This is a genomic window from Micromonospora lacuserhaii (assembly GCF_036902735.1).
GTDB lineage: Bacteria > Actinomycetota > Actinomycetes > Mycobacteriales > Micromonosporaceae > Micromonospora.
The window spans coordinates 1-18,526 of sequence record NZ_JBAKHO010000027.1 but is presented as its reverse complement, the minus strand read 5'-3'; the positions used below and the strand labels follow the sequence as shown (position 1 = coordinate 18,526).

At 73.9% G+C, this 18,526-nt stretch carries 20 protein-coding genes and 1 pseudogene; 7 read left to right on the top strand and 14 right to left on the bottom strand.

The genetic code is table 11. The features are described 5' to 3' along the window. Positions 1-64: 64 nt before the first annotated feature. The 11 genes from V6U81_RS17675 to V6U81_RS17625 form a co-directional block, all read right to left on the bottom strand. Positions 65-229 (bottom strand): hypothetical protein, encoded by a 165-nt coding sequence (locus V6U81_RS17675; protein ID WP_334490732.1) that lies wholly within the window; start codon positions 227-229, stop codon positions 65-67. A 17-nt stretch (positions 230-246) separates the two neighbouring features. After that, positions 247-453 (bottom strand): helix-turn-helix domain-containing protein, encoded by a 207-nt coding sequence (locus V6U81_RS17670; RefSeq protein WP_107256509.1) that lies wholly within the window; start codon positions 451-453, stop codon positions 247-249. After that, positions 453-887 carry a DUF2975 domain-containing protein gene (locus V6U81_RS17665; protein ID WP_334490723.1) on the bottom strand — a complete coding sequence of 145 codons (435 nt, stop codon included), beginning with the start codon at positions 885-887 and terminating at the stop codon, positions 453-455. The genes V6U81_RS17670 and V6U81_RS17665 overlap by 1 nt, the downstream gene beginning before the upstream one ends. Before the next feature lie 108 nt (positions 888-995). Next, positions 996-2,075, bottom strand: coding sequence for an ABC transporter ATP-binding protein (locus V6U81_RS17660; RefSeq protein WP_334490722.1), 1,080 nt, complete (start codon positions 2,073-2,075; stop codon positions 996-998). Beyond that, positions 2,072-2,842: an ABC transporter permease gene (locus V6U81_RS17655; protein ID WP_334490815.1), complete on the bottom strand. Its 771-nt coding sequence runs from the start codon at positions 2,840-2,842 to the stop codon at positions 2,072-2,074. The genes V6U81_RS17660 and V6U81_RS17655 overlap by 4 nt, the downstream gene beginning before the upstream one ends. A 74-nt stretch (positions 2,843-2,916) precedes the next feature. Next, on the bottom strand, positions 2,917-3,696 hold the full coding sequence (gene modA / locus V6U81_RS17650) for a molybdate ABC transporter substrate-binding protein (protein ID WP_420884041.1): 780 nt from the start codon (positions 3,694-3,696) through the stop codon (positions 2,917-2,919). A 2-nt stretch (positions 3,697-3,698) separates the two neighbouring features. Continuing rightward, positions 3,699-4,124 carry a TOBE domain-containing protein gene (locus tag V6U81_RS17645; protein WP_334490720.1) on the bottom strand — a complete coding sequence of 142 codons (426 nt, stop codon included), beginning with the start codon at positions 4,122-4,124 and terminating at the stop codon, positions 3,699-3,701. 154 nt (positions 4,125-4,278) lie between these two features. Then, positions 4,279-6,324 (bottom strand): M4 family metallopeptidase, encoded by a 2,046-nt coding sequence (locus V6U81_RS17640; RefSeq protein WP_334490719.1) that lies wholly within the window; start codon positions 6,322-6,324, stop codon positions 4,279-4,281. 434 nt (positions 6,325-6,758) lie between these two features. Next, positions 6,759-7,445 carry an SDR family NAD(P)-dependent oxidoreductase gene (locus V6U81_RS17635; protein WP_334490718.1) on the bottom strand — a complete coding sequence of 229 codons (687 nt, stop codon included), beginning with the start codon at positions 7,443-7,445 and terminating at the stop codon, positions 6,759-6,761. 37 nt (positions 7,446-7,482) lie between these two features. Next, on the bottom strand, positions 7,483-8,412 hold the full coding sequence (locus tag V6U81_RS17630; RefSeq protein WP_334490716.1) for a diacylglycerol/lipid kinase family protein: 930 nt from the start codon (positions 8,410-8,412) through the stop codon (positions 7,483-7,485). Between the two features lie 121 nt (positions 8,413-8,533). After that, positions 8,534-9,529 carry a helix-turn-helix domain-containing protein gene (locus V6U81_RS17625; RefSeq protein ID WP_334490714.1) on the bottom strand — a complete coding sequence of 332 codons (996 nt, stop codon included), beginning with the start codon at positions 9,527-9,529 and terminating at the stop codon, positions 8,534-8,536. 186 nt (positions 9,530-9,715) lie between these two features. On the opposite strand from V6U81_RS17625, the gene V6U81_RS17620 reads away from it, so the two are divergent. Continuing rightward, on the top strand, positions 9,716-10,660 hold the full coding sequence (locus tag V6U81_RS17620) for a diacylglycerol/lipid kinase family protein (RefSeq protein WP_334490712.1): 945 nt from the start codon (positions 9,716-9,718) through the stop codon (positions 10,658-10,660). A gap of 31 nt (positions 10,661-10,691) precedes the next feature. After that, the gene (locus V6U81_RS17615) at positions 10,692-11,363 is read left to right on the top strand and encodes a DUF998 domain-containing protein (RefSeq protein ID WP_334490710.1); all 672 of its coding nucleotides are present in this window, start codon (positions 10,692-10,694) and stop codon (positions 11,361-11,363) included. Between the two features lie 18 nt (positions 11,364-11,381). On the opposite strand, the gene V6U81_RS17610 is transcribed toward V6U81_RS17615, so the two are convergent. The 3 genes and pseudogenes from V6U81_RS17610 to V6U81_RS17600 form a co-directional block, all read right to left on the bottom strand. Then, on the bottom strand, positions 11,382-12,047 hold the full coding sequence (locus V6U81_RS17610) for an aminoglycoside adenylyltransferase domain-containing protein (RefSeq protein WP_334490708.1): 666 nt from the start codon (positions 12,045-12,047) through the stop codon (positions 11,382-11,384). Positions 12,048-12,264: 217 nt separating this feature from the next. Further along, complete coding sequence (gene tnpB / locus V6U81_RS17605; RefSeq protein WP_334490706.1) at positions 12,265-13,638, bottom strand: IS607 family element RNA-guided endonuclease TnpB; 1,374 nt, start codon at positions 13,636-13,638, stop codon at positions 12,265-12,267. Between the two features lie 4 nt (positions 13,639-13,642). Then, positions 13,643-13,774, bottom strand: a pseudogene (locus V6U81_RS17600) (IS607 family transposase); the annotation flags it as partial. Positions 13,775-14,067: 293 nt separating this feature from the next. On the opposite strand from V6U81_RS17600, the gene V6U81_RS17595 reads away from it, so the two are divergent. The 5 genes from V6U81_RS17595 to V6U81_RS17575 form a co-directional block, all read left to right on the top strand. Continuing rightward, on the top strand, positions 14,068-14,841 hold the full coding sequence (locus V6U81_RS17595; RefSeq protein ID WP_334490705.1) for a nucleotidyltransferase domain-containing protein: 774 nt from the start codon (positions 14,068-14,070) through the stop codon (positions 14,839-14,841). 119 nt (positions 14,842-14,960) lie between these two features. Further along, positions 14,961-16,976 carry a phage tail sheath family protein gene (locus V6U81_RS17590; protein WP_334490703.1) on the top strand — a complete coding sequence of 672 codons (2,016 nt, stop codon included), beginning with the start codon at positions 14,961-14,963 and terminating at the stop codon, positions 16,974-16,976. 12 nt (positions 16,977-16,988) lie between these two features. Continuing rightward, positions 16,989-17,507 carry a phage tail protein gene (locus tag V6U81_RS17585; RefSeq protein ID WP_334490701.1) on the top strand — a complete coding sequence of 173 codons (519 nt, stop codon included), beginning with the start codon at positions 16,989-16,991 and terminating at the stop codon, positions 17,505-17,507. Beyond that, entirely contained in the window at positions 17,504-18,205 is a 702-nt protein-coding gene (locus V6U81_RS17580; RefSeq protein WP_334490699.1) for a hypothetical protein, read from the top strand. Before V6U81_RS17585 ends, V6U81_RS17580 begins: the two co-directional genes overlap by 4 nt. Continuing rightward, a partial coding sequence (locus V6U81_RS17575) for a hypothetical protein (protein WP_334490697.1) occupies positions 18,202-18,526 on the top strand: 325 nt, incomplete at its 3' end. The genes V6U81_RS17580 and V6U81_RS17575, both read left to right, overlap by 4 nt.

Here is an 18,526-nt window from a genome sequence, read left to right as displayed (position 1 = left end):
CGGAACGGCGGCCGGCCAGCGGCCTACCGCAATCGTCGGCGGCCGGGCGACGGCGGCTGTGCCGCTAGCTGCCGCGCCGAATGATCCGCACGCCGAGCGCCACCGCCCCGATCACGAGCAGGCCGCCCAGCAGCTGCAGGCCCGGCGAGTCGTCGGCCTCCCCGTACACGACGCCGGCGACGCCGACCGCGACGGCGAGGATGGCGAGAACGGCGAGGAGGTACTTCATCGGTGACCTTCCATGGTTCATTCCTCGACCCACTCGAGCAGGTCGCCGGGCTGGCAGCCGAGCACCCGGCACATGGCTTCCAGGGTGCTGAACCGAACAGCTTTCGCACGACCGTTCTTCAGGACCGCCACGTTCGCCGGTGTGAGCCCGACCCGCTCGGCGAACTCGCCCACACTCATCTTGCGTTTGGCCAGCTCGACGTCGATGCGTACGACGATGGGCATCAGATCACCGCTTCCATGTCGGTGCGCAGGGTGGTGGCCTGCCGCAGCAGCGCCCGCATCACCACCATCAACAGCCCCAGCACGGCGACACCGATCAACATCAGGAACAGCAGGAGCGGCAGCCCGGGGTCGTCGGCGCGGAAGCCGATGTAGAGGAACACGCCCAGGAGCACCACCCACGCGGCCGCGATGGCCCACACGATCGCGTCCACCCAGCCCAGCGAAGCCTGGGTGAAGATGCGGTCCTTCTTGACCAGCGTGAGCAGCTTCCAGGTGGAGACGATCACCACCTGCACGCAGAGCACCCAGAACACCGACACGGCGGTCAACGGCCACCTCAGGTACGCGAGGTCCGGGGACTCCTCGGCCATGTACCTGAACTGCCCGGGTAGCGAGAAGGTCTGGAACATGACCAGGATCCCGAACAGCAGCACGAGGAAAACTCTGAGCGGGCCTACCGCTCGATGCTCGGTCAACATACATCGAGTCTCGCTCGCAACCTATCGAAAGTCAATCGATCCGGCCGACATGTGCCGGGGCCGCTACGACGACGGGCGCGATCCCGCCGGGTACGCCCGGGTCTCGGCCGCCTTCACCGCCGCCCACACCGGCTGCCCGGGCGCCAGCCGCAGCTGCGCCGCCGCGGCGGGGGTGACGTCGGCGGCGGCGGTGACCGGGCCGGTGAGCTGGACCCGCAGGTTGTCGCCGTGCCGCTGCACCCCGGTGACCGTGGCCGGCCAGGTGTTGCGCGGGCTGCCCTCGGGGCGGTGCGGGTGCAGGGCCACGGCGGTGGGCGGGAAGACCACGAAGGCGTCCCCGTCGAGCCGGTCGGCGGTGGCGACGGCGAACCCGTCGGCGAGGTGCACCACGGTCCCGTCGGCGCGCCCCCGATAGAGGTTCAGCCCGACCAGCCGGGCCACGTAGTCGGTGCGCGGGCGGGCGGTGACCTCCGCCGCGTCGCCCTCCTGCACCACCCGGCCGTCCTCCACGATGACCAGCCGGTCGGCCAGCGCCAGGGCGTCCAGCGGGTCGTGGGTGACCAGCAGGGCCGCGCCGGTGTGGTCGGCCAGGTGCCGGTGCAGCTGGGCGCGGGTGTCCAGCCGGGTCCGGGCGTCCAGCGCCGCGAGTGGCTCATCGAGCAGGAGCAGAGCCGGGCGTACGGCGAGCGCCCGGGCGAGGGCGACCCGCTGGGCCTGCCCGCCGGAGAGCTGCCGGGGCCGGTGCCGGGCGTGTGCCGCCAGGCCGACCCGGTCCAGCCAGCCGGCGGCCCGGTCCCGGGCGGCCCGCCGGTCCAGACCCTGCCGGCGGGGCCCGAACGCGACGTTGTCCAGCGCGGTGAGATGCGGGAAGAGCAGGTAGTCCTGGAAGACCACGCCGACCCGGCGGTGCTCCGGCGGCACCCACGACCGCCGGTCCGGCCGGTCCAGGTCCACCGCGTCGAGGCGGACGTGCCCGGCGGTGAGCGGCTGCAACCCGGCGAGCGCCCGCAGGGCGGTCGTCTTGCCCGCGCCGTTCGGGCCGAGCAGCGCGACCACCTCGCCGGCGCCGACCTCCAGCCGCACGTCGAGCCGGAAGCCGCCCCGGTCGACCACCAGGTGCGCGTCGAGCAGCGGGCCGGTCACGGGCTGGTGATCCAGCGGTCGCGCAGCCCGGCGAGGATCGCCACCGACACGGTGAGCAGGATGAGGCTGAGCACGATGGCGGCGTCCAGGTCGGTCTCCAGCGCCAGGTAGACGGCGAGCGGCATGGTCTGGGTGCGCCCGGGATAGTTGCCGGCGAAGGTGATGGTGGCGCCGAACTCGCCGAGCGCCCGGGCCCAGCAGAGCACCGCGCCGGCGGCCACGCCGGGCGCGACCAGCGGCAGCGTGACATGGGTGAAGGTGGTCCAGCGGCCGGCGCCGAGGGTGGCCGCGGCCTCCTCGTACCGGCTGTCGGCGCCGCGCAGCGCCCCCTCCACCGCGATGATCAGGAAGGGCATCGCGACGAACGCCTCGGCGAGCACCACCCCGGTGGTGGTGAACGGCAGGGTGACGCCGAAGGTGGCGTCCAGCCAGCCGCCGAGCGCCCCGTTGCGGCCGAACACCAGCAGCAGCGCCACACCACCGACCACCGGCGGCAGCACCAGCGGCACGGTGACCAGGGCGCGGACCACCCGCCGGCCAGGAAACTCCACCCGGGCCAGCAGCCAGGCCAGGGGTACGCCGAGCGCCAGGCAGAGCAGCGTGGCCAGGGTGGCGCACTGCAGCGAGAGCCGCAGTGCGGTCAGCACGCCCGGCGCGGCGAGCCGCTGGGGGAGTGCGGCCCACGGGGCGCGCAGCAGCAGCCCGGCCAGCGGCAGCACCAGGAAGAGCAGCCCGAGGGCGGCCGGCACGAGCAGCGCGACCGGCACCCGGCGCCCGGGTACCCGGCGGGGTCGGGTCGGGGCTGCCGGCGGTGCGGCGGTGTCGTCGACGGGGAACACGGCTACGGGGCCTGGAAGCCGGCGTCGGTGAGCACCGTACGGCCCTGCGCGGACAGCACCAGGGCGACGAAGGCGCGCGCCCCGGCCGGGTTGGGGGCGTCGGCCAGCACGACGATCGGGTAGTCGTTGACGGCGCCGGCGGACTCGGGGAACTCCACCCCGTCCACGTCGCCGGCGGCGGCCCGGGCGTCGGTGCGGTAGACCAGCGCGGCGTCGACCTCGCCGAGCCGCAGCTTGGCCAGCGCACCTCTGACGTCCTGCTCCAGCGTCACCGGCGTGAGGTCGACCTGTGCGGCGTCGAGGGCCTTGCGGGCGGCCGCGCCGCACGGCACCTGCTCGGCGCAGACCGCGACCTTCACTCCCGGCCGGGCCAGGTCGGCCAGCGCGGCGATCCGCTGCGGGTTGCCCTTCGGCACCGCGATCACCAACCGGTTGCGGGCGAAGGTGGTCGGACTGCCGTCGCCGTTGCCGGCGTCGGTCACCGTGGCCATGTTCTTCGGCGCGGCGGCGGCGAACACGTCGGCGGGGGCACCCTGGTTGATCTGGTTGGCCAGGGCGGAGCTGCCGGCGAAGTTGACGGTCACCGTCGTCCCCGGGTGTGCTGCCTCGAACCGCTCGCCGAGCCGGGTGAACGACTCGGTCAGCGAGGCCGCCGCGAACACCGTCACGGTCCCGGTCACCCGGTCGGTGCCGCCGCCGGGCGCGGGGGCGGCGGTGTCGTCGCCGCAGCCGGAGACGCCCGCCACGGTCAGGGCGACGACGGCGGCCAGGGCGGCGCGGATCCTCACGGGCTGGTCCTCCCCTTGGCGCCGCCGGGGGGAGCGGGCCGCTCCACCACGACGGTGGTCGACTTGATCACGGCCACGACGACGGAGCCGACCCGCAGGTCCAGCTCGTCGACGGCCTCCCGGCTCAACAGCGAGACGATCCGGAACGGCCCGGCCTGGATGTCGACCTGTGCCATCACCGTGTCGCGCGTGACCGCGGTGACGATGCCCCGCAGCCGGTTGCGGGCCGACGAGAACTCCGCCCCGCCGTCCGGCGCGGCGGCCTGGGCCCGGACGAAGCCGGCCAGGTCGACGCCGTCGATCAGCCGGTGACCGTGCTCGTCGCGGCTGGCGGGCAGCCGCCCGGCGTCGACCCAGCGCCGCACGGTGTCGGTGCTGACGCCCAGCAGCTCGGCCGCCTCGCTGATCCGGAACACGGTCACCCGGTCAGGGTAGTGCCTCGCATCCGCGAGGGTAAAGGCGGCGGAGGGCTCGCGTACCAGAGGAAGGGTGGGGATTGGGGCCGCAACTGCGGGGGAAAGCGAACGGCCGGCCGTCGCGGACGCGACGACCGGCCGTTGCCGGTGCTGGTAGGGATCAGCTCAGGGTGAGCGCGGTGTCGTCCACCACGAACGAGGTCTGCAGCGAGCTGTCCTCCACCCCGCTGAACGAGATGGAGGCGGTGGTGCCGGCCAGCGAGGAGACGTCGAACGACTTCAGCACGTAGCCGCTGGCGGCGTTGACGTTCGAGTACGTCGCCAGGGTGGTGCCGCCGGCCTTGACGGTCAGCCTGTCGTACGCGGTGCTGCCCGACTCGGCCGTGTCGATGTGCAGGTAGAAGGAGAGCGTGGCCCGGCAACCCGCCGGGATGCTCACCGACTGCGACAGGGTGTCGGTGTGGGTCGAGCCGTACCCGTCCATCCACGCCTTGTACGAACCGCCGTGCGCGGCCTGGCTGGTCGAGTTGGTGATGACGCCCGAGGTCGCGGACCAGCTCACGTTGCCGGACTCGAAGCCGGGGTTGGCCAGCTTCTGGCCGGAGCAGCCGGTCGGCGGCGCGGTGGTCGTCGTGGTCGGGGTCGGGGTGCTGCTGGTGCAGGTCGGGTCACCGGTCTGGGCCGGGACGCTGACCGCGTTCCAGGCCGCCTTGACCGTGTTGAACTCGGTGCAGCTGGTCGGGTACAGGTTCTTGGCGGCCTGCAGCGTCCAGGTGCGGTACTTCAGGTACGACGCGCCCGTGGTCTTCATCAGCATCGCGTTGTACATGATCTTGGTGGCCTTCTGGATGCCCAGACCGGTCACGGTGCTGCTGTTGCAGGTCGAGCTGGTCGGCTGGCCGTTGGTCGGGTTGCTGCCCATGGCCAGCAGGTAGAACCAGTGGTTGCCCGGGCCGGCCGCGGCGTGCACCTCGGTGCTGGGGATGCTGCTGGAGTAGCAGTTGGGGTCGCCCAGCGCCGACGGGTTGTACATGTTGCGGATCGGGCCGGAGCCGACCAGGTTGATCTTCTCGCCGACCAGGAAGTCGGGAGCGTCGTAGGTGGACGGCTCGTTGGCGAACCACTCGGTCGCCGCGCCGAAGACGTCCGCCACGAACTCCTGGGTGCCGTTGCCGGAGATGCCACCCGGGGTCTTGTCGTCGATGCCGTGGCCGATCTCGTGCGCCACCACGTCGAGCGAGCCGATCCACTGGCCGGCGGTGTTCTTGCCGATCTGCACCTGGGTGCCGTCGTAGTAGGCGTTCTGGTCGTTCAGGCCCACCCGGATCGGCCAGTAGCCGCCGTTGCCGTCCGCGCCGTTGCGGCCCAGCCACTGCGACAGCATCTTGTGCTCGGTCTGCGCGGCGAAGAGCGCGTCGACGCAGCCGGTCTCCTTGTTGGTCCCGGTGCCGTTGCCCCAGACGTCGTCCGAGCCCGTGAACGTCGTGTTGGTGGCGGCGTCCTGGCAGCTCAGGTTGGTGGCGCTCGGGTCCTTCATGGAGTACGTGCTGCCCGACAGCGTGGTGTTGAGGGTGACCGGCCCGTTCCAGGCGCCGGTGCCGCTGCCGTGCACGATGTGCTCCTGCTTGCCCAGCACCGCGCCGGTGGTGGCGTCGACGTCGACGGTGAGCCGGCTCGGGCCCTCCGCGTCGGTGCCCCGGACGGTGGTCTCCCAGGCCAGCGCGGGCTTGGCGCCCAGGGTGTAGACGACGAGGTTGGTGCCCTCGACGGTGGTCACGGTCTTGAGCTGGGCGCGGGCCGTCTTCGCGGCGGCCGCCGAGGTCAGCTTCGGGGTGGTGGAGAGGTCGCCGATGGCCTGCTGCTGGGCGACCGACGCGTAGGTGACCTCACCGCTCGGCTTGGTGGCCAGGACGAAGTCGCCACCGGTGACCGGCAGGCCCTTGTACGTGCGCTCGTACGGCACGTACTGGGTGCCCTCGGAGGAGATCACCGGCTGCTGGACGAACGCGTCGTCCGCGCTGGCGTGCAGGTAGGACGGACGGCTGGCGACCAGCGAGCTCGCCGCGTTGGCGGCGATGGCGCGGGCCTGGGCCGGGTTCGGGGCGGGGCTCGGGGGCGCGGCCTGGACTGCCGCGGCGGTACCCGCGGCGATCAGGCCGGCCGCGGCCGCGCCGGAGAGCGCGACGAGGCGGGGTGAGAGCTTCAAGAGGGGCGCTCCTGTTCTCGGGCGGCGTCGCGATGCCCTGTGGGGTCGCGCGCCGATGCTGCGTCGAGGCATGCGACGTCGGGTCTTCCAGAGCTGCCGGCGTGCTCGGGGGTGGTCGACCTGCCGTCGCGCGTCGCCGGGGGTTGGCGACGTGCTGGAGGCACAATCACACGAGGTGCCATCGATATCAATGGGTTGACTGGGGCAACGACTGGTGATCCCGGTCCGCCGGTTGTTTCGGTCAGGTGAACGTCGGTCGTCCGTCCGTGTCTGAACAGGTGATCCACAATGGCGTACCGACCGGTAGGTGTCCGACTTGATCTTTTCGCCGGATCGTGCGGCCCATGCGCAATGTCCCGGTAGGGCAGCAGCGGGACATGATCGTCATGTCCGTCGTGGCGGCCGGGACCCGGCCCCGGCGCGGGCGGCGCCGGCTACCAGGGGATCGGGTGCCCGTCGCGGAAGAAGCCGCCGGTCGGGGCGTCCGGGCCGAGGGTGGCCGCCCACACCACACCGGCGGCCCCGTCGGCCACCGGCCGGCCGCCCGCGCCGCCCATGTCGGTGGCGACCCAGCCCGGGCAGACCGCGTTGACGGCGATCCGGCGGTGCCGCAGCTCGGCGGCGAGCTTGACGGTCAGCATGTTCAGCGCGGCCTTCGACACCGCGTACGCCGGGGTGCCGGCAGCCCCCGCCGTCTCGGCGAACGACCCGGCACCGCTGGAGACGTTCACCACCCGGCCGCCCTCGGCCATCAGCGGCAGCAGCGCCCGGCAGACGCGCCAGGCCCCCAACAGGTTCACCGCCAGCGCCTCGCCGACCACGGCGAGGTCCGCGGAGACCGCGTCCTGCCCGGCGTCGTAGTGCCCGCCGGCGTTGTTCACCAGCACGTGCAGGGTGCCGTACCGGTCGCGCAGCCACCCCTGGAACCGGTCAACCGACCCGTCGTCGGCGACGTCGACCACCCCGTGCGCCGCGCCGATCCGCTCCGCCGCCGCCCGGGCGCGGGCGGGGTCGCGGGCGGTCAGCACCGTCTCCACCCCGCGCGCGACGAGCTGACGGGCCACCTCCAGGCCGATGCCCCGGTTCGCGCCGGTCACCACCGCGACGGGCCGCTCGGTCAACAGATCCCTCCTCGATCGGGTACGGGCGGAACGCCGGTCAGCGGTCCTCGGTGCCGACGGGCGCCATCACGCGTAACGCGTTGGCGTCCAGACCGATCCGCAACGGCGTGCTGCCGCACAGCTCCCCGTCGACCTCCACCCGCGCCGGCCGATCGGTCTCCACCCAGACCTCACCGCCGGCCAGAAAGGGCCGCTGGGCCAGCGTCCGGCTGCCGCCGGTGGCCGCGTTACGGGCCGCGTGCCGCAGCAGGTCGTGCCGGGCCGGCCCGCCGACCGGGTACGCCACCAGCAGCCGGTCGTCGGCGTCGGCGTCGGCGGTGATCGGCCGGCCGGCGTGGAAGCCGCCGTTGGCCACGTACAGCTGGTGGGTGACCAGCTCGTGCGCGGCGCCGTCGACGCGCAGCGAGACCCGCAGCGGCCGGTGCCCGACCAGCAGCGCCAGCGCGGTCGCCGGGTACGCCAGCCGCCCGGTGAGCCGCTTCAGCCGGGGTGGCGTCCGGCGCATGATGTCGGCGGAGAGCCCGACGCCCACATGGTTGGCGAACCGCATCCCACCGGCCACCCCGAGGTCCACGTCGACGACCTTGCCGTCGGTCAGCACGGCGACCGCCCCCGCCGGGTCCAGCGGCACCCCGACGGTACGGGCGAAGTTGTTGGTGGTGCCCAGCGGCAGCAGGCCGAGCGCGATGTCCCGGTGGGCGAGCAGGCGGGCGGCGGCGCTGAGCGTGCCGTCCCCGCCGCCGGCCACGAGCAGGTCCGGCCCCAGGTCGGCGGCCTCGGCGAGACAGCGCTCCAACTCGCCCGGGTGCTCCACCGGACAGCAGGCGACCAGGTCGAACCCGGCCGCCAGCAGCCGAGCCCGGACGTGCTCGTAGCGCTGGCGACCCCGGCGGGAGTGGGCGTTGACGACCAGCGCCGCCCGCCGGTCCCGCCGGACGGCCTCGGTCAGCTCCTGCTTGCTGCGCATGAGCGCGACCTTATCCCCGGCGTGCCTCCGCCCCGGGTGGTTCGCCCGCCGCCGCGCGCTCCCGGCCGCTCCTCGCCGCCGCTCCCCGGGCCGCCCGATGCGCCCGGCGGCGGGCCCACGGTCAGCAGGCCGTCGCCCGGGAGGCCGGCGCAGCCTCCGGGGGCGCCAGCACGTCCGCGCCGCCCAGCGCGGCCCGCGGGTCGGCGTAGCGCCAGTGCAGCCGGTACTGCCCCCGCAACCGAGGGCGCGGCACCGCCCACTCGTACGCCACGACACCCTCGCGTTCCCGCCGCTGCGGGGTCACCTCGGTGGTGCTCTCCGAGGTGAACGAGGTTTCGCTGCCCCAGACCGTGGGCCGGGTGGCGGCCGGGAAGTCCAGCCGGATCGCGAGGTGCCGGGTCGGCAGCCGGATGTCCCGCTGCAACCAGTCGCCGAACTTCCACACCGGCACCCGGTAGGCGTAGTCGACCACGGTGCGCTGCCCGGGATAGAGCGGCAGCGGCGTGCCGCCGGAGTCGAACATCAGCGCGATCTTCAGGAAGGCGTCCCGGCTGCGGGTCACCCGCCACCGCATCGGCTCCGGCTGCTCGCCGCCGATGGTCGCCCGGAAGTCCACCTCGTCCAGAATGAGCGGGTGCCGACCGTGGAACGCCGTCGAGCGGGCCGGGTCGTCGGGGAACCGGTCGATGTCGATCTGCACGGTGTGCCGGGTGATCGGCTCGGTGCCGACGCTGTGCAGGGTGCGGCGGAACCGGCACTCGTACCAGCCGTCGACCAGGCTGAGGGTGGCCTGCTCGTCCTCGATCACCAGATGCGAGCCGCTCGGCGGTGGGACGGCGGTCGGGCCCAGGGCGGAGAGCCGGCCGCCCTGGCCGCGGCTTTCGGCGAAGACGACGTACCGCTGCCAGATCCGGTTGCCGCTGTCGAGGACCACCTCGACCCGGCGGGCGAACTCCTCGGTGGGCTGGTGCCGGCCGTTCTCTATGTGACTGACGTACGAGGGGTCGAAGCCGGTCCGCTCGGCCAGCTCCTTCTTCGACAGTCCTCGCTGGTGGCGCCAGTGGGTCAGTTCCCGCACGAAGGCCGCCGCCGCATCGTCCTGTGTGGAGGTGCCCATGCCCCCGTCCCTGGAGTGTCGGGCCTCAAGTCTGGCGCACCGGACGCGGGTACGCCAGCACAGGTCGGTCATGTCGGGACGGTCAGGAGCAGAGTTCGGTCGCCGCCGACGCGCCGCCGCCGGACGTGCCCCGGGCGCCCGCCGGCCAGGCGTGGGAACTTCGCCGCCTGGGTATCACCGGAGGCCATGAGCAGGAGCGCAGTCACCGATCCGGACACCCGGGCCGCGACCACCCCGGCGGTGGGCACCGTCGCCGTCGTCGCACACCGGAAGAAGACCCTCGGCGGGGGTCTCGACGAGCTGCGGTCGACCCTCGTCGCCGCCGGGGTCGAGCACCTGCTCTGGTACGAGGTGCCCAAGAGCCGCAAGGCCCCCGCGAAGGCCCGCACAGCGCTGAAGAAGGGCGCCGACCTGGTCTTCGTCTGGGGTGGGGACGGCATGGTGCAGCGGTGCGCGGACGCCATGGCCGGCTCCGACGCCGCCATGGCGATTTTGCCGGCCGGCACCGCCAACCTCTTCGCCACCAACCTCGGCATCCCCGCCGACCTCGCCGAGGCGGTACGGATCGGCCTGCACGGCCGGCGGCGCCGGCTCGACCTCGGCAAGCTCAACGGCGAGCACTTCGCGGTGATGGCCGGCGCCGGCTTCGACGGGGACCTGATCCGGGAGGCCGACCGCAAGCTCAAGGGCAAGCTGGGCCGCGTCGCGTACGTCTGGACCGGCCTGCGGCACGTGCGCGGGGAGTGCGTGCGGACCCGGATCCGGGTCGACGGCGCGGACTGGTTCGACGGCGAGGCGAGCTGCGTGCTCTTCGGCAACGTCGGCACCATCACCGGGGGAGTGCCGGCCTTCGACGACGCCCGCCCCGACGACGGCGCGCTGGAGATCGGCGTCTCCACCGCCAGCGGCGCGATCGACTGGGCGCGCACCCTCGGCCGGATGGCGACCGGCCGCTCGGAGGACTCGCCCTTCGTCCGGATCACCCGGGGCCGGAAGGTGACGGTGCGCTTCGCCGTGCCGAAGACCTACGAGCTGGACGGCGGCGCGCGGACCACGGCGACGAAGCTCAAGGTGAAGGTGGTGCCGGGGGCGCTCACGGTGTGCTGCCCGGAGCCGGACGTCAGGGGTTGACGCGGGTCCCGCGATGGCATCGACTGGAGTCGTGGATCCGGGGCCTCCGTCGCAGGACATGGTGACGGTACGCCGGCTGCGCCGGGGCATCGGCGTGGTCGGCATCGCGCTGCCGTTCGTGGTGACCATCGGCAACGCGCTGCTCGCCGGCCGGTTCACGCTGCTGGAGTCGATCAGCGGGGCGTACCACACCGGGATGCGGGACATCTTCGTCGGCAGTCTCTGCGCCATCGGCGTCTTCCTGATCTGCTACCGGTACCGTCGCCTCGACGACGTGGCGAGTTCCGTCGCCGGGGCGCTGGCGATCGCGGTGGCGCTCTTCCCCACTGCCGCCGGCGCGGCGGCGAGGACCGTGAGCAGCACCGACGTCCTGGCCGGGCGGGTGCACCAGGTCTGTGCCGCCGCGCTCTTCGTGATCCTGGCCGGGTTCTGTCTGCTGCTGTTCACCCGTACCGAGCCCGGCGAGGCGCCCACCCCCGAGAAGCTGGTCCGCAACCGGATCTACCGGGTCTGCGGCTGGCTGATCGTCGCGGCGATCGTGGCCACCGTGGCCAGCACGTTCCTCCCCGAGTCCGTTCAGGAGGCGGTCAAGCCGGTCTTCTGGGGCGAGACGGTGGCGGTGCTCGCCTTCGGCGTCGCCTGGCTGGTCAAGGGCGAGGCCATCATCGCCGACGGCAGCCTGACGAAGCCCTCGTCGACCTGACGGCGGGCCGGCGCGCCGTCACGGGGTGGTGTCGCGCCGCACGGTGCCGAGCACCTCGGCGATGCCGTCCCGGTCGATCGGCATCGCCGGATCCGTCTCGTACTGGTGCAGCGCCTGCCGGACCGCGGTCAGCGAGGGATCCCGCCGCAGCGCCCAGCGGGCGGCCCGCGCCTTGGCGCTGTGCTCGCGCTCGACAGCGAAGCGCCAGATCCGGCAGGCGGTGAGCACCATGAACGCCGCGTTCTCCGCGTCGCCGGTGCGGGAGCGCCACGTCGTCAGCCAGTGCCGGCCGCGTGCCACGATCCACTCGGCCGGCACTGGCCTGAGCACCTCGTCCGGTCGGGCACCGCGCAGGGCCCGCCCGTGTGCCCGGGCCGCGGACAGCTCGGTGGACAGGTCGGGGTCGCCGGCCACCCGACGGGCCACCTCGACCCCGACCGACGATCGGTCGTGTCGGCCGACGTGCAGTTCCAGCGGTGGGCGGCGCGACGGTGAGCCGGCGACCGCGGCGGTGACGACGTGCAGGTCGATCCCGGTCGCGTCGCCGACGTCGGCCCGGCGGATCAGGTCCGTCACGGCCTCGGCCCGCGCGTCGGAGAGCTCGTCGTCGACGACGACGAGTACGTCGATGTCGCTGCGCCCGGGTCGGAAGTCGCCGGACGCCAGGGAGCCGTGCAGCAGCACCGACCGGAGCGGGGCGCCGACGACGACGGCGAGGGACTCGGCGAGCCCGCGCGCCGCCGTCAGGGCCGGTACGGGCGTCGGCGTGCTCAGATCAGCAGGTCCTTGTAGTAGATGCTGGCGTAGCGGGCGCCCGAGTCGCCGCCGGCGAAGCCGAAGCAGAGCCGGGCCGAGTTCGGGTCGCCCGCCGTCGGCAGGTGCAGTCCCATGCCGTTACCTTTCAGTGTGCTCTGGGGAGCATGTGATTGGCAGTCCCGCCTTGCGGGACGGTCCCGGCCTTACCCACCTGGGCGGTGCCGGGTTGACGCTTCACGGCCACCGGCCCGCCGGGGCGGGTCTTACGGTCGGCTCCCCGTCCTGCCACCGGGCCACTCCCGGCAGTTGTCGCCTCACGTGCGAACGCGGCGAGGTTGCGTGCGGCGTTGACGTCCCGGTCGAGGACCAGGCCGCAGGTGGCGCAGGTGTAGGTGCGCGCGGACAGGGCAAGCTTGGCTTTCACCGTGCCACAGGCCGAGCAGGTCTTGCTGGAGGGATACCAGCGGTCAGCCACCACGAAGTGGCCGCCGTTCCATGTGGTCTTGTACGCCAATTGCCGGCGTAGTTCGCCGAAGCCGGCGTCGGCGATGCGCCGAGCGAGGCGCCGGTTGCGTAGCATGCCGGCCACGTTGAGGTCTTCGACCGCGATGGTGCCGTACTCGCGGGCCAGCCGGGTGGTGAGCTTGTGCAGGCCGTCGCGGCGCAGGTTCGCCACCCGCGCGTGCGCCCGGGCCACCTGCCTGCGCGCGCGTTCCCACCGGTTCGACGGCTGCTGGCCGCTACGCCGATCCGGGCCGACACGCCGTGACAGGCGCCGGGCGAGACGCCGCATTCGACGGGCCGCGTCCTCAAGGTGGCGGGGGTTGGGCTCCATCATGCCGGTGGACAGCACCGCCAGGTGCTTCACCCCGACGTCCACGCCGACCACCGCCTGCGGGCGCGCCGGTGTGCGCTCGACCCGGTCGACCTCGACGGTGAACGCGACATGCCACCGCCCGGCGTCACGGCGCAGGGCAGCCGACATGATCCGGGCCGTGCCCGCTTCCAGGCGGCGGGCGAGCTTGCGGGCGGACTCGTGCAGCTTGAGCCGGCCCAGCCGGGGCAGCACGACGTACCTGCGGTCCGGCTCCACCCGGATCGCGCCCGTGGTGAACCGCACGGACGGCGTGCTGCGGCGACGGGACTTGAACCGGGGAAACCCCACCCGCCGCCCCGCCCGCTTACCCGTACGCGAATCGGACCAGCTCCTCAAACCGCGGGCCAGGGCGTCGAGGCCGGTGTTGAATGCCTCCTTGGAGCACTCGGCCCACCACGGCGCCACGTCCGGCTTAGCTGCGTTCCACGCCTTGCGCAGCGCCGGCAACGACCACCCGATCGTCGGCGTCAAGCCCGACTCCGCGATGCCGTAGGAGCGTTCGGCGGCACGCTGCTCCATGGCCGCCTTCACCCGCGCGAGGGCCCAGTTGTACGCCACCCGACCCGCGCCCGCGTGCGCCTGCACCGCCCGTTCCTGACGCGGCGTCAGGTCCAGGGCGAACCGGTACGCCTGCACGACCATCACATCAATCACCATCGTCCGTTGCCGCCGCGACGGCCCGCCGAGCCCGGTTGACGCCGGCCCGACGCCCATACAGACGGGCGCACAGGCTGGTCAGGATCTCGGTGACATCCCGCACCAGGTCGTCGTCCACCGAGCACGGTGTTGTTGTGCAGGTTCTTCTCGCGGATCAGCATGTCCGACGGGTCGCTGAGGTCGAACCGCTTCGACGTCGGCACCGCGGCCAGGGCGGGGCGGGCGACCGCCGCGCCGAGGGCGGCACCCGCGGCGACGCCGCCGGCGGTGTGCAGCACGGTACGGCGGCTGACGACAGCATCCATGGAAGTCGCCCCGTGGTAGATCGATGATCGCCACACACCCTATCGATGGATCGCTGCGGGCAGGGGCCGCCGGCCGGCCGCCCGGTGGGCCGCGGGCAGGATGGCGGGCATGGACCCGACCGTACGGCGGTATCTCGACGACCTGGTCGCCGCGGCCCGCGACGTCCTCGGCGACGACCTGGTCGGCGCGTACGCGGCCGGCTCGGTCGGCCTGGACGCCTACCAGCCGGGCCGCAGCGACGTCGACGTGGCGCTGGTCGTCGCCGACCGGCTGGACGACCGGCGCAAGCGTGACCTGGTGGCCGCACTGCGGCACGAGGCGCTGCCCTGCCCGGCGCGCGGCCTGGAGCTGGTCGGCTACACCCGCGCGGTGGCAGGCTCCGGCACCGCCGAGCCCGGCTTCGAGGTCGAGCTGAACACCGGGGCGCGGATGCCGTTCCGGGTGACCTGGGACCCGGCGGAGCGGCCCCCCGCCGACGGCCGCTTCTGGTACGGCCTGGACCGCAGCATCCTGCACCAGCGCGGGTACGCCCTGCTCGGTCCGCCCGCCCCCGAGGTCTTCGCCGACCTGGCCCCGGACGACCTGCGCCGGCTGCTCGCCGACGCGCTGCGCTGGTGGCTGGAGCTGCCGGCGCCACCCGGGGACGGGCCCGCGCTCGGCGCCGAGGACGCGGTGCTGGGCGCCTGCCGCTCGCTGGTCCGACTCTGCGACGGGCTCTGGCTGTCGAAGGTCGACGCCGGCCGCCGGGTCGCCGCCGCCGGGCCGTACGCCGGGTTGATCGCGCGGTGCGTGGCCGCCCGCGCCGGGGGCCCTCCACCGACCGGCCCGCAGGCGCGCGCCTTCCAACGCTGGGTGCTGGACCGAGTGGTTGACCAGGGGTAGCCGAACCGACACGGTGTGTCGGGTTCCTGTCTCGTCGGAGTCGGGTCGGCGCTAGGGCGGCACCCGCTCGGGGGCGGAGGGTGGCAGCAGCCGACCCACCACTGCGAGACGAGGTAGTCATGCCCGTGACTCCCAGCTACCCCGGCGTCTACATAGAGGAAGTCCCGAGCGGGGTGCGTCCCGTCATCGGCGTGGCCACCGGCGTGACCGCCTTCGTGGGATACGCCCGCACCGGCCCGGAGCACCGCGCGGTGCGGGTGAACTCCTTCGGCGAGTTCGAGCGCCGGTTCGGCGGGGTGGACCGGGACTCCGAGCTCAGCCTCGCCGTGCAGCAGTTCTTCCGCAACGGCGGCTCGGCCGCCGAGATCGTCCGGGTGCCGCGCGGCGACGCCCGCGCCGCGTCGGTGACCCTGTTGGACAAGGTCGGCGCGAGCCCGAAGGCCGCCCTGGTGCTCGACGCCACCAGCACCGGCCTGTGGGGCAGCGGCCTGCTGGTCGACGTCGACCACGACGACGCCGCCGACGCCTCGTCGTTCAACCTGAGCCTGCTGGACCCGGCGACCGGGGTCGCCGAGCGGTTCACCGGGCTCTCGGCCGACCCGACGAGCGCCGCGTACGCCGTCGCCCGGCTCAACGACCCCGACCGCGGCTCCGCCCTGGTCCGGGCCCGGGCCGGAGCGAGCGGCGCCGGCCGGCCGGTGCCCAGCGGCACCGTCGGGGCGGCCCTCGGCACGCCCACCGTGGACGCCGCGAAGAACTACCGGCTCACCGTGCAACCGGACCGCCCCACCAAGCCGGACCCGGCGGACGCCACGAAGACCGTCCCGGCCGTCAGCCCGGTCACCGTCACCGTCCTCGACAAGGGCGAACGGCTGCCGTCGTCGCCCGCCGGGGTGGCGGCGCTGGTCCAGCGCAAGATCAACACCGCGCTCGGCGCCACCGACGGGGCCGCCGGACTGCGCGTCCGGGTGCTGCCCACCGCCGCCGGGGGACTGCGGATCGTCGGCGACGTGGACCCGCTGGTCGCCCCCGCCGCCGTCGACGCCGCGTTCAGCGTGGCGGGCGTCTCCGCCTCCGGGGACGTCGCCGACGGCGCGACCCTGCTCAAGCTCAACGGCACCACCGCCAACGTGGGCCGCTACACCCCGCTCGGCGCGAAGCGGCTCGGCCAGGGTGACCTGGTCACCGGCTCCGACGGCAGCACGCTGCCCGGCACCGCCGCGCTGATCGGCTCCGAGGCCGCCTACTCGGGCATCTACGCGCTGCTCAAGACCGACCTGTTCAACCTGCTCTGCATCCCCGACGCCACCCGGGCCAAGCCCGGCGACCCCACCTCGGTGGACAGCGGACTGGACCCGGAGGCGGTCTGGTCGGCGGCGTACGACCTGTGCGCCCGGCGCCGGGCCGTGCTCCTGGTCGACCCGCCACCCGGCGTCGACGACCCCGACCGGGCGCTGGACTGGATCAACCAGCTGGGGGTGAAGGGCCCGAACGCGGTGGCGCACTTCCCCCGGCTGCGCGTCCCCGACCCGACGGACGGCTTCCAGCCGCGCACGGTCGCGCCCGGCGGCACCCTCGCCGGCCTCTACGCTCGGCAGGACGCCGAGCGGGGGGTGTGGAAGGCGCCGGCGGGGACCGAGGCGCAGCTGCGCGGCGTGACCACCCTGGTCTACCCGCTGAGCGACGCCGAGAACGGGGTGCTCAACCCGCTCGGGCTGAACTGCCTGCGGACCTTCCCGGTGGTCGGCACCGTCAACTGGGGCGCCCGGACGACCGCCGGCGCCGACCTCCTGGCCAGCCAGTGGAAGTACACCCCGGTCCGCCGGCTCGCCCTCTACATCGAGGAGAGCGTGTTCCGGGGCACCCAGTGGGCCGTCTTCGAGCCCAACGACGAGCCGCTCTGGTCCCAGCTGCGGCTCAACCTGACGTCGTTCATGCAGGACCTGTTCCGCAAGGGCGCATTCGCCGGGCGGACCCCGCGCGAGGCGTACCTGGTGCGCTGCGACGCGGAGACCACCACCAGCGATGACCGGGACCGCGGCGTGGTGAACGTGGTCGTCGGGTTCGCCCCGCTCAAACCCGCCGAGTTCGTGATCATCCGGATCCAGCAGCTCGCCGGCCAGAACCCGTCCTGAGAGGTGTGAGTCATGGTCCAGTTCGCGGTCAACCCGACCCGCTTCGACCCGTACAAGAACTTCAAGTTCCGGGTCAAGTGGGACGGCCGGTACGTGGCCGGGGTGAGCAAGGTCAGCGCGCTGAAGCGGACCACCGAAGTGGTCAAGCACCGCGACGGCGGGGACCCCTCGACCAGCCGCAAGTCGCCGGGGCGTACCGAGTTCGAGGCGGTCACCCTGGAGCGGGGCCTGACCCACGACCCGGAGTTCGCCCAGTGGGCCGGCCGGATCTGGGCCCTGCACGCCGGCCTCGGCTCGGAGGTGTCGCTGGCCGACTTCCGCCGGGACATCACCATCGAGCTGCTCAACGAGGCCGGGCAGGTCGCCCAGTCGTACCGGCTGTTCCGCTGCTGGGTGTCGGAGTACCAGGCGCTGCCGGAGCTGGACGCCAACGCCAACGCGGTGGCGATCGAGCACATCAAGCTGGAGAACGAGGGCTGGGAGCGCGACGAGGCGGTCGCCGAGCCGGCCGAACCCCGGCTCGGGTCGTGACTGCGGGGCGGCCGCTGACCGAGGCGGAGCTCGTCTCCGCGTGGGACGACGCGCTCGGGCGGCCGGCGGCGCAGCGTCCGCTCGCGCTGCTCGGCCGCGACGACACCGACCGGCTGCCCGTCGGCGCGGTGTCGGCCCTGCTGCTGGCCACCGCCGAGGGCTGGACCGGCGGCCGGGTGGAGACCACGCTGGACTGCCTGGCCTGCCCGGAACGCCTCGAGGTGGGCTTCGGCGTGGCCGAGCTGCTGGCCGCCGCACCCGAACCGACCGACGGGCCGTTCACCCTCGACTGGCGGGGCCACCGGCTCACCCTGCGCCTGCCCACCCCCGCCGACCTGACCGCCGCGGCGGCGACCGGGGACGCGGCGGCGGCCGAGCGCTCGCTGCTGCGGGCCTGCCTGCTCGCCGCCGAACCGCCGCTGCCCGACCCCGAGGCCGCGCTGCCCGACGTGTCGGCCGCGATGGCCGCCCGCGACCCGCTCGGCGTGGTCGCGGTGGCGCTGACCTGCCCCGGTTGCGGCACCGCCACCGAGGCCCTGCTCGACGTGCCCGGCTGGGCCTGGCAGGCCGCCGACGTCCGGGTCCGGCGGCTGCTCGGCGAGGTGCACCGGCTGGCCCGCGCCTACGGCTGGTCCGAGGCGGAGGTGCTCGGCCTGGGCCCGCACCGCCGCGCCGCGTACCTGGAGCAGGTGCCATGACCGGCTACCTGGCCGCGCTGGCCGCCCTGGCCGTGGGCACCGCGCACCGGCTCCAGCCCCGCACCCTCGGCCGCTTCGAGCCGGAGCAGCCCGAAGCGGGCGGCGGCTTCGACGCGTACGACGTCGAGCGGGACGCGCCGGCCGCCCCGGTCGCCCCGCCGGCCGCGTCGCCGCCAGTTCCGGCTCCCGCGCTGTCGCGTCCCCCGGCGCCGGTCGCCGCGCCGGCGTCCGTACCGGTGCCGCCGGCCACCGCGCCGCCGGCCGAGCCGGCCCGGCCGGTCACCCCGGTCGCCGTCACCGCGGACCCGACAAGTCGGAGGC

What these genes read in the sequence shown, in the direction of transcription:
- V6U81_RS17675 (WP_334490732.1), bottom strand. Translation starts at nt 229, where the DNA reads ATGAAGTACCTCCTCGCCGTTCTCGCCATCCTCGCCGTCGCGGTCGGC.
- V6U81_RS17670 (WP_107256509.1), bottom strand. Translation starts at nt 453, where the DNA reads ATGCCCATCGTCGTACGCATCGACGTCGAGCTGGCCAAACGCAAGATG.
- V6U81_RS17630 (WP_334490716.1), bottom strand. Translation starts at nt 8,412, where the DNA reads ATGCGCAGCAAGCAGGAGCTGACCGAGGCCGTCCGGCGGGACCGGCGG.
- V6U81_RS17625 (WP_334490714.1), bottom strand. Translation starts at nt 9,529, where the DNA reads ATGGGCACCTCCACACAGGACGATGCGGCGGCGGCCTTCGTGCGGGAA.
- V6U81_RS17620 (WP_334490712.1), top strand. Translation starts at nt 9,716, where the DNA reads ATGAGCAGGAGCGCAGTCACCGATCCGGACACCCGGGCCGCGACCACC.
- tnpB (WP_334490706.1), bottom strand. Translation starts at nt 13,638, where the DNA reads ATGGTCGTGCAGGCGTACCGGTTCGCCCTGGACCTGACGCCGCGTCAG.
- V6U81_RS17595 (WP_334490705.1), top strand. Translation starts at nt 14,068, where the DNA reads ATGGACCCGACCGTACGGCGGTATCTCGACGACCTGGTCGCCGCGGCC.
- V6U81_RS17590 (WP_334490703.1), top strand. Translation starts at nt 14,961, where the DNA reads ATGCCCGTGACTCCCAGCTACCCCGGCGTCTACATAGAGGAAGTCCCG.
- V6U81_RS17585 (WP_334490701.1), top strand. Translation starts at nt 16,989, where the DNA reads ATGGTCCAGTTCGCGGTCAACCCGACCCGCTTCGACCCGTACAAGAAC.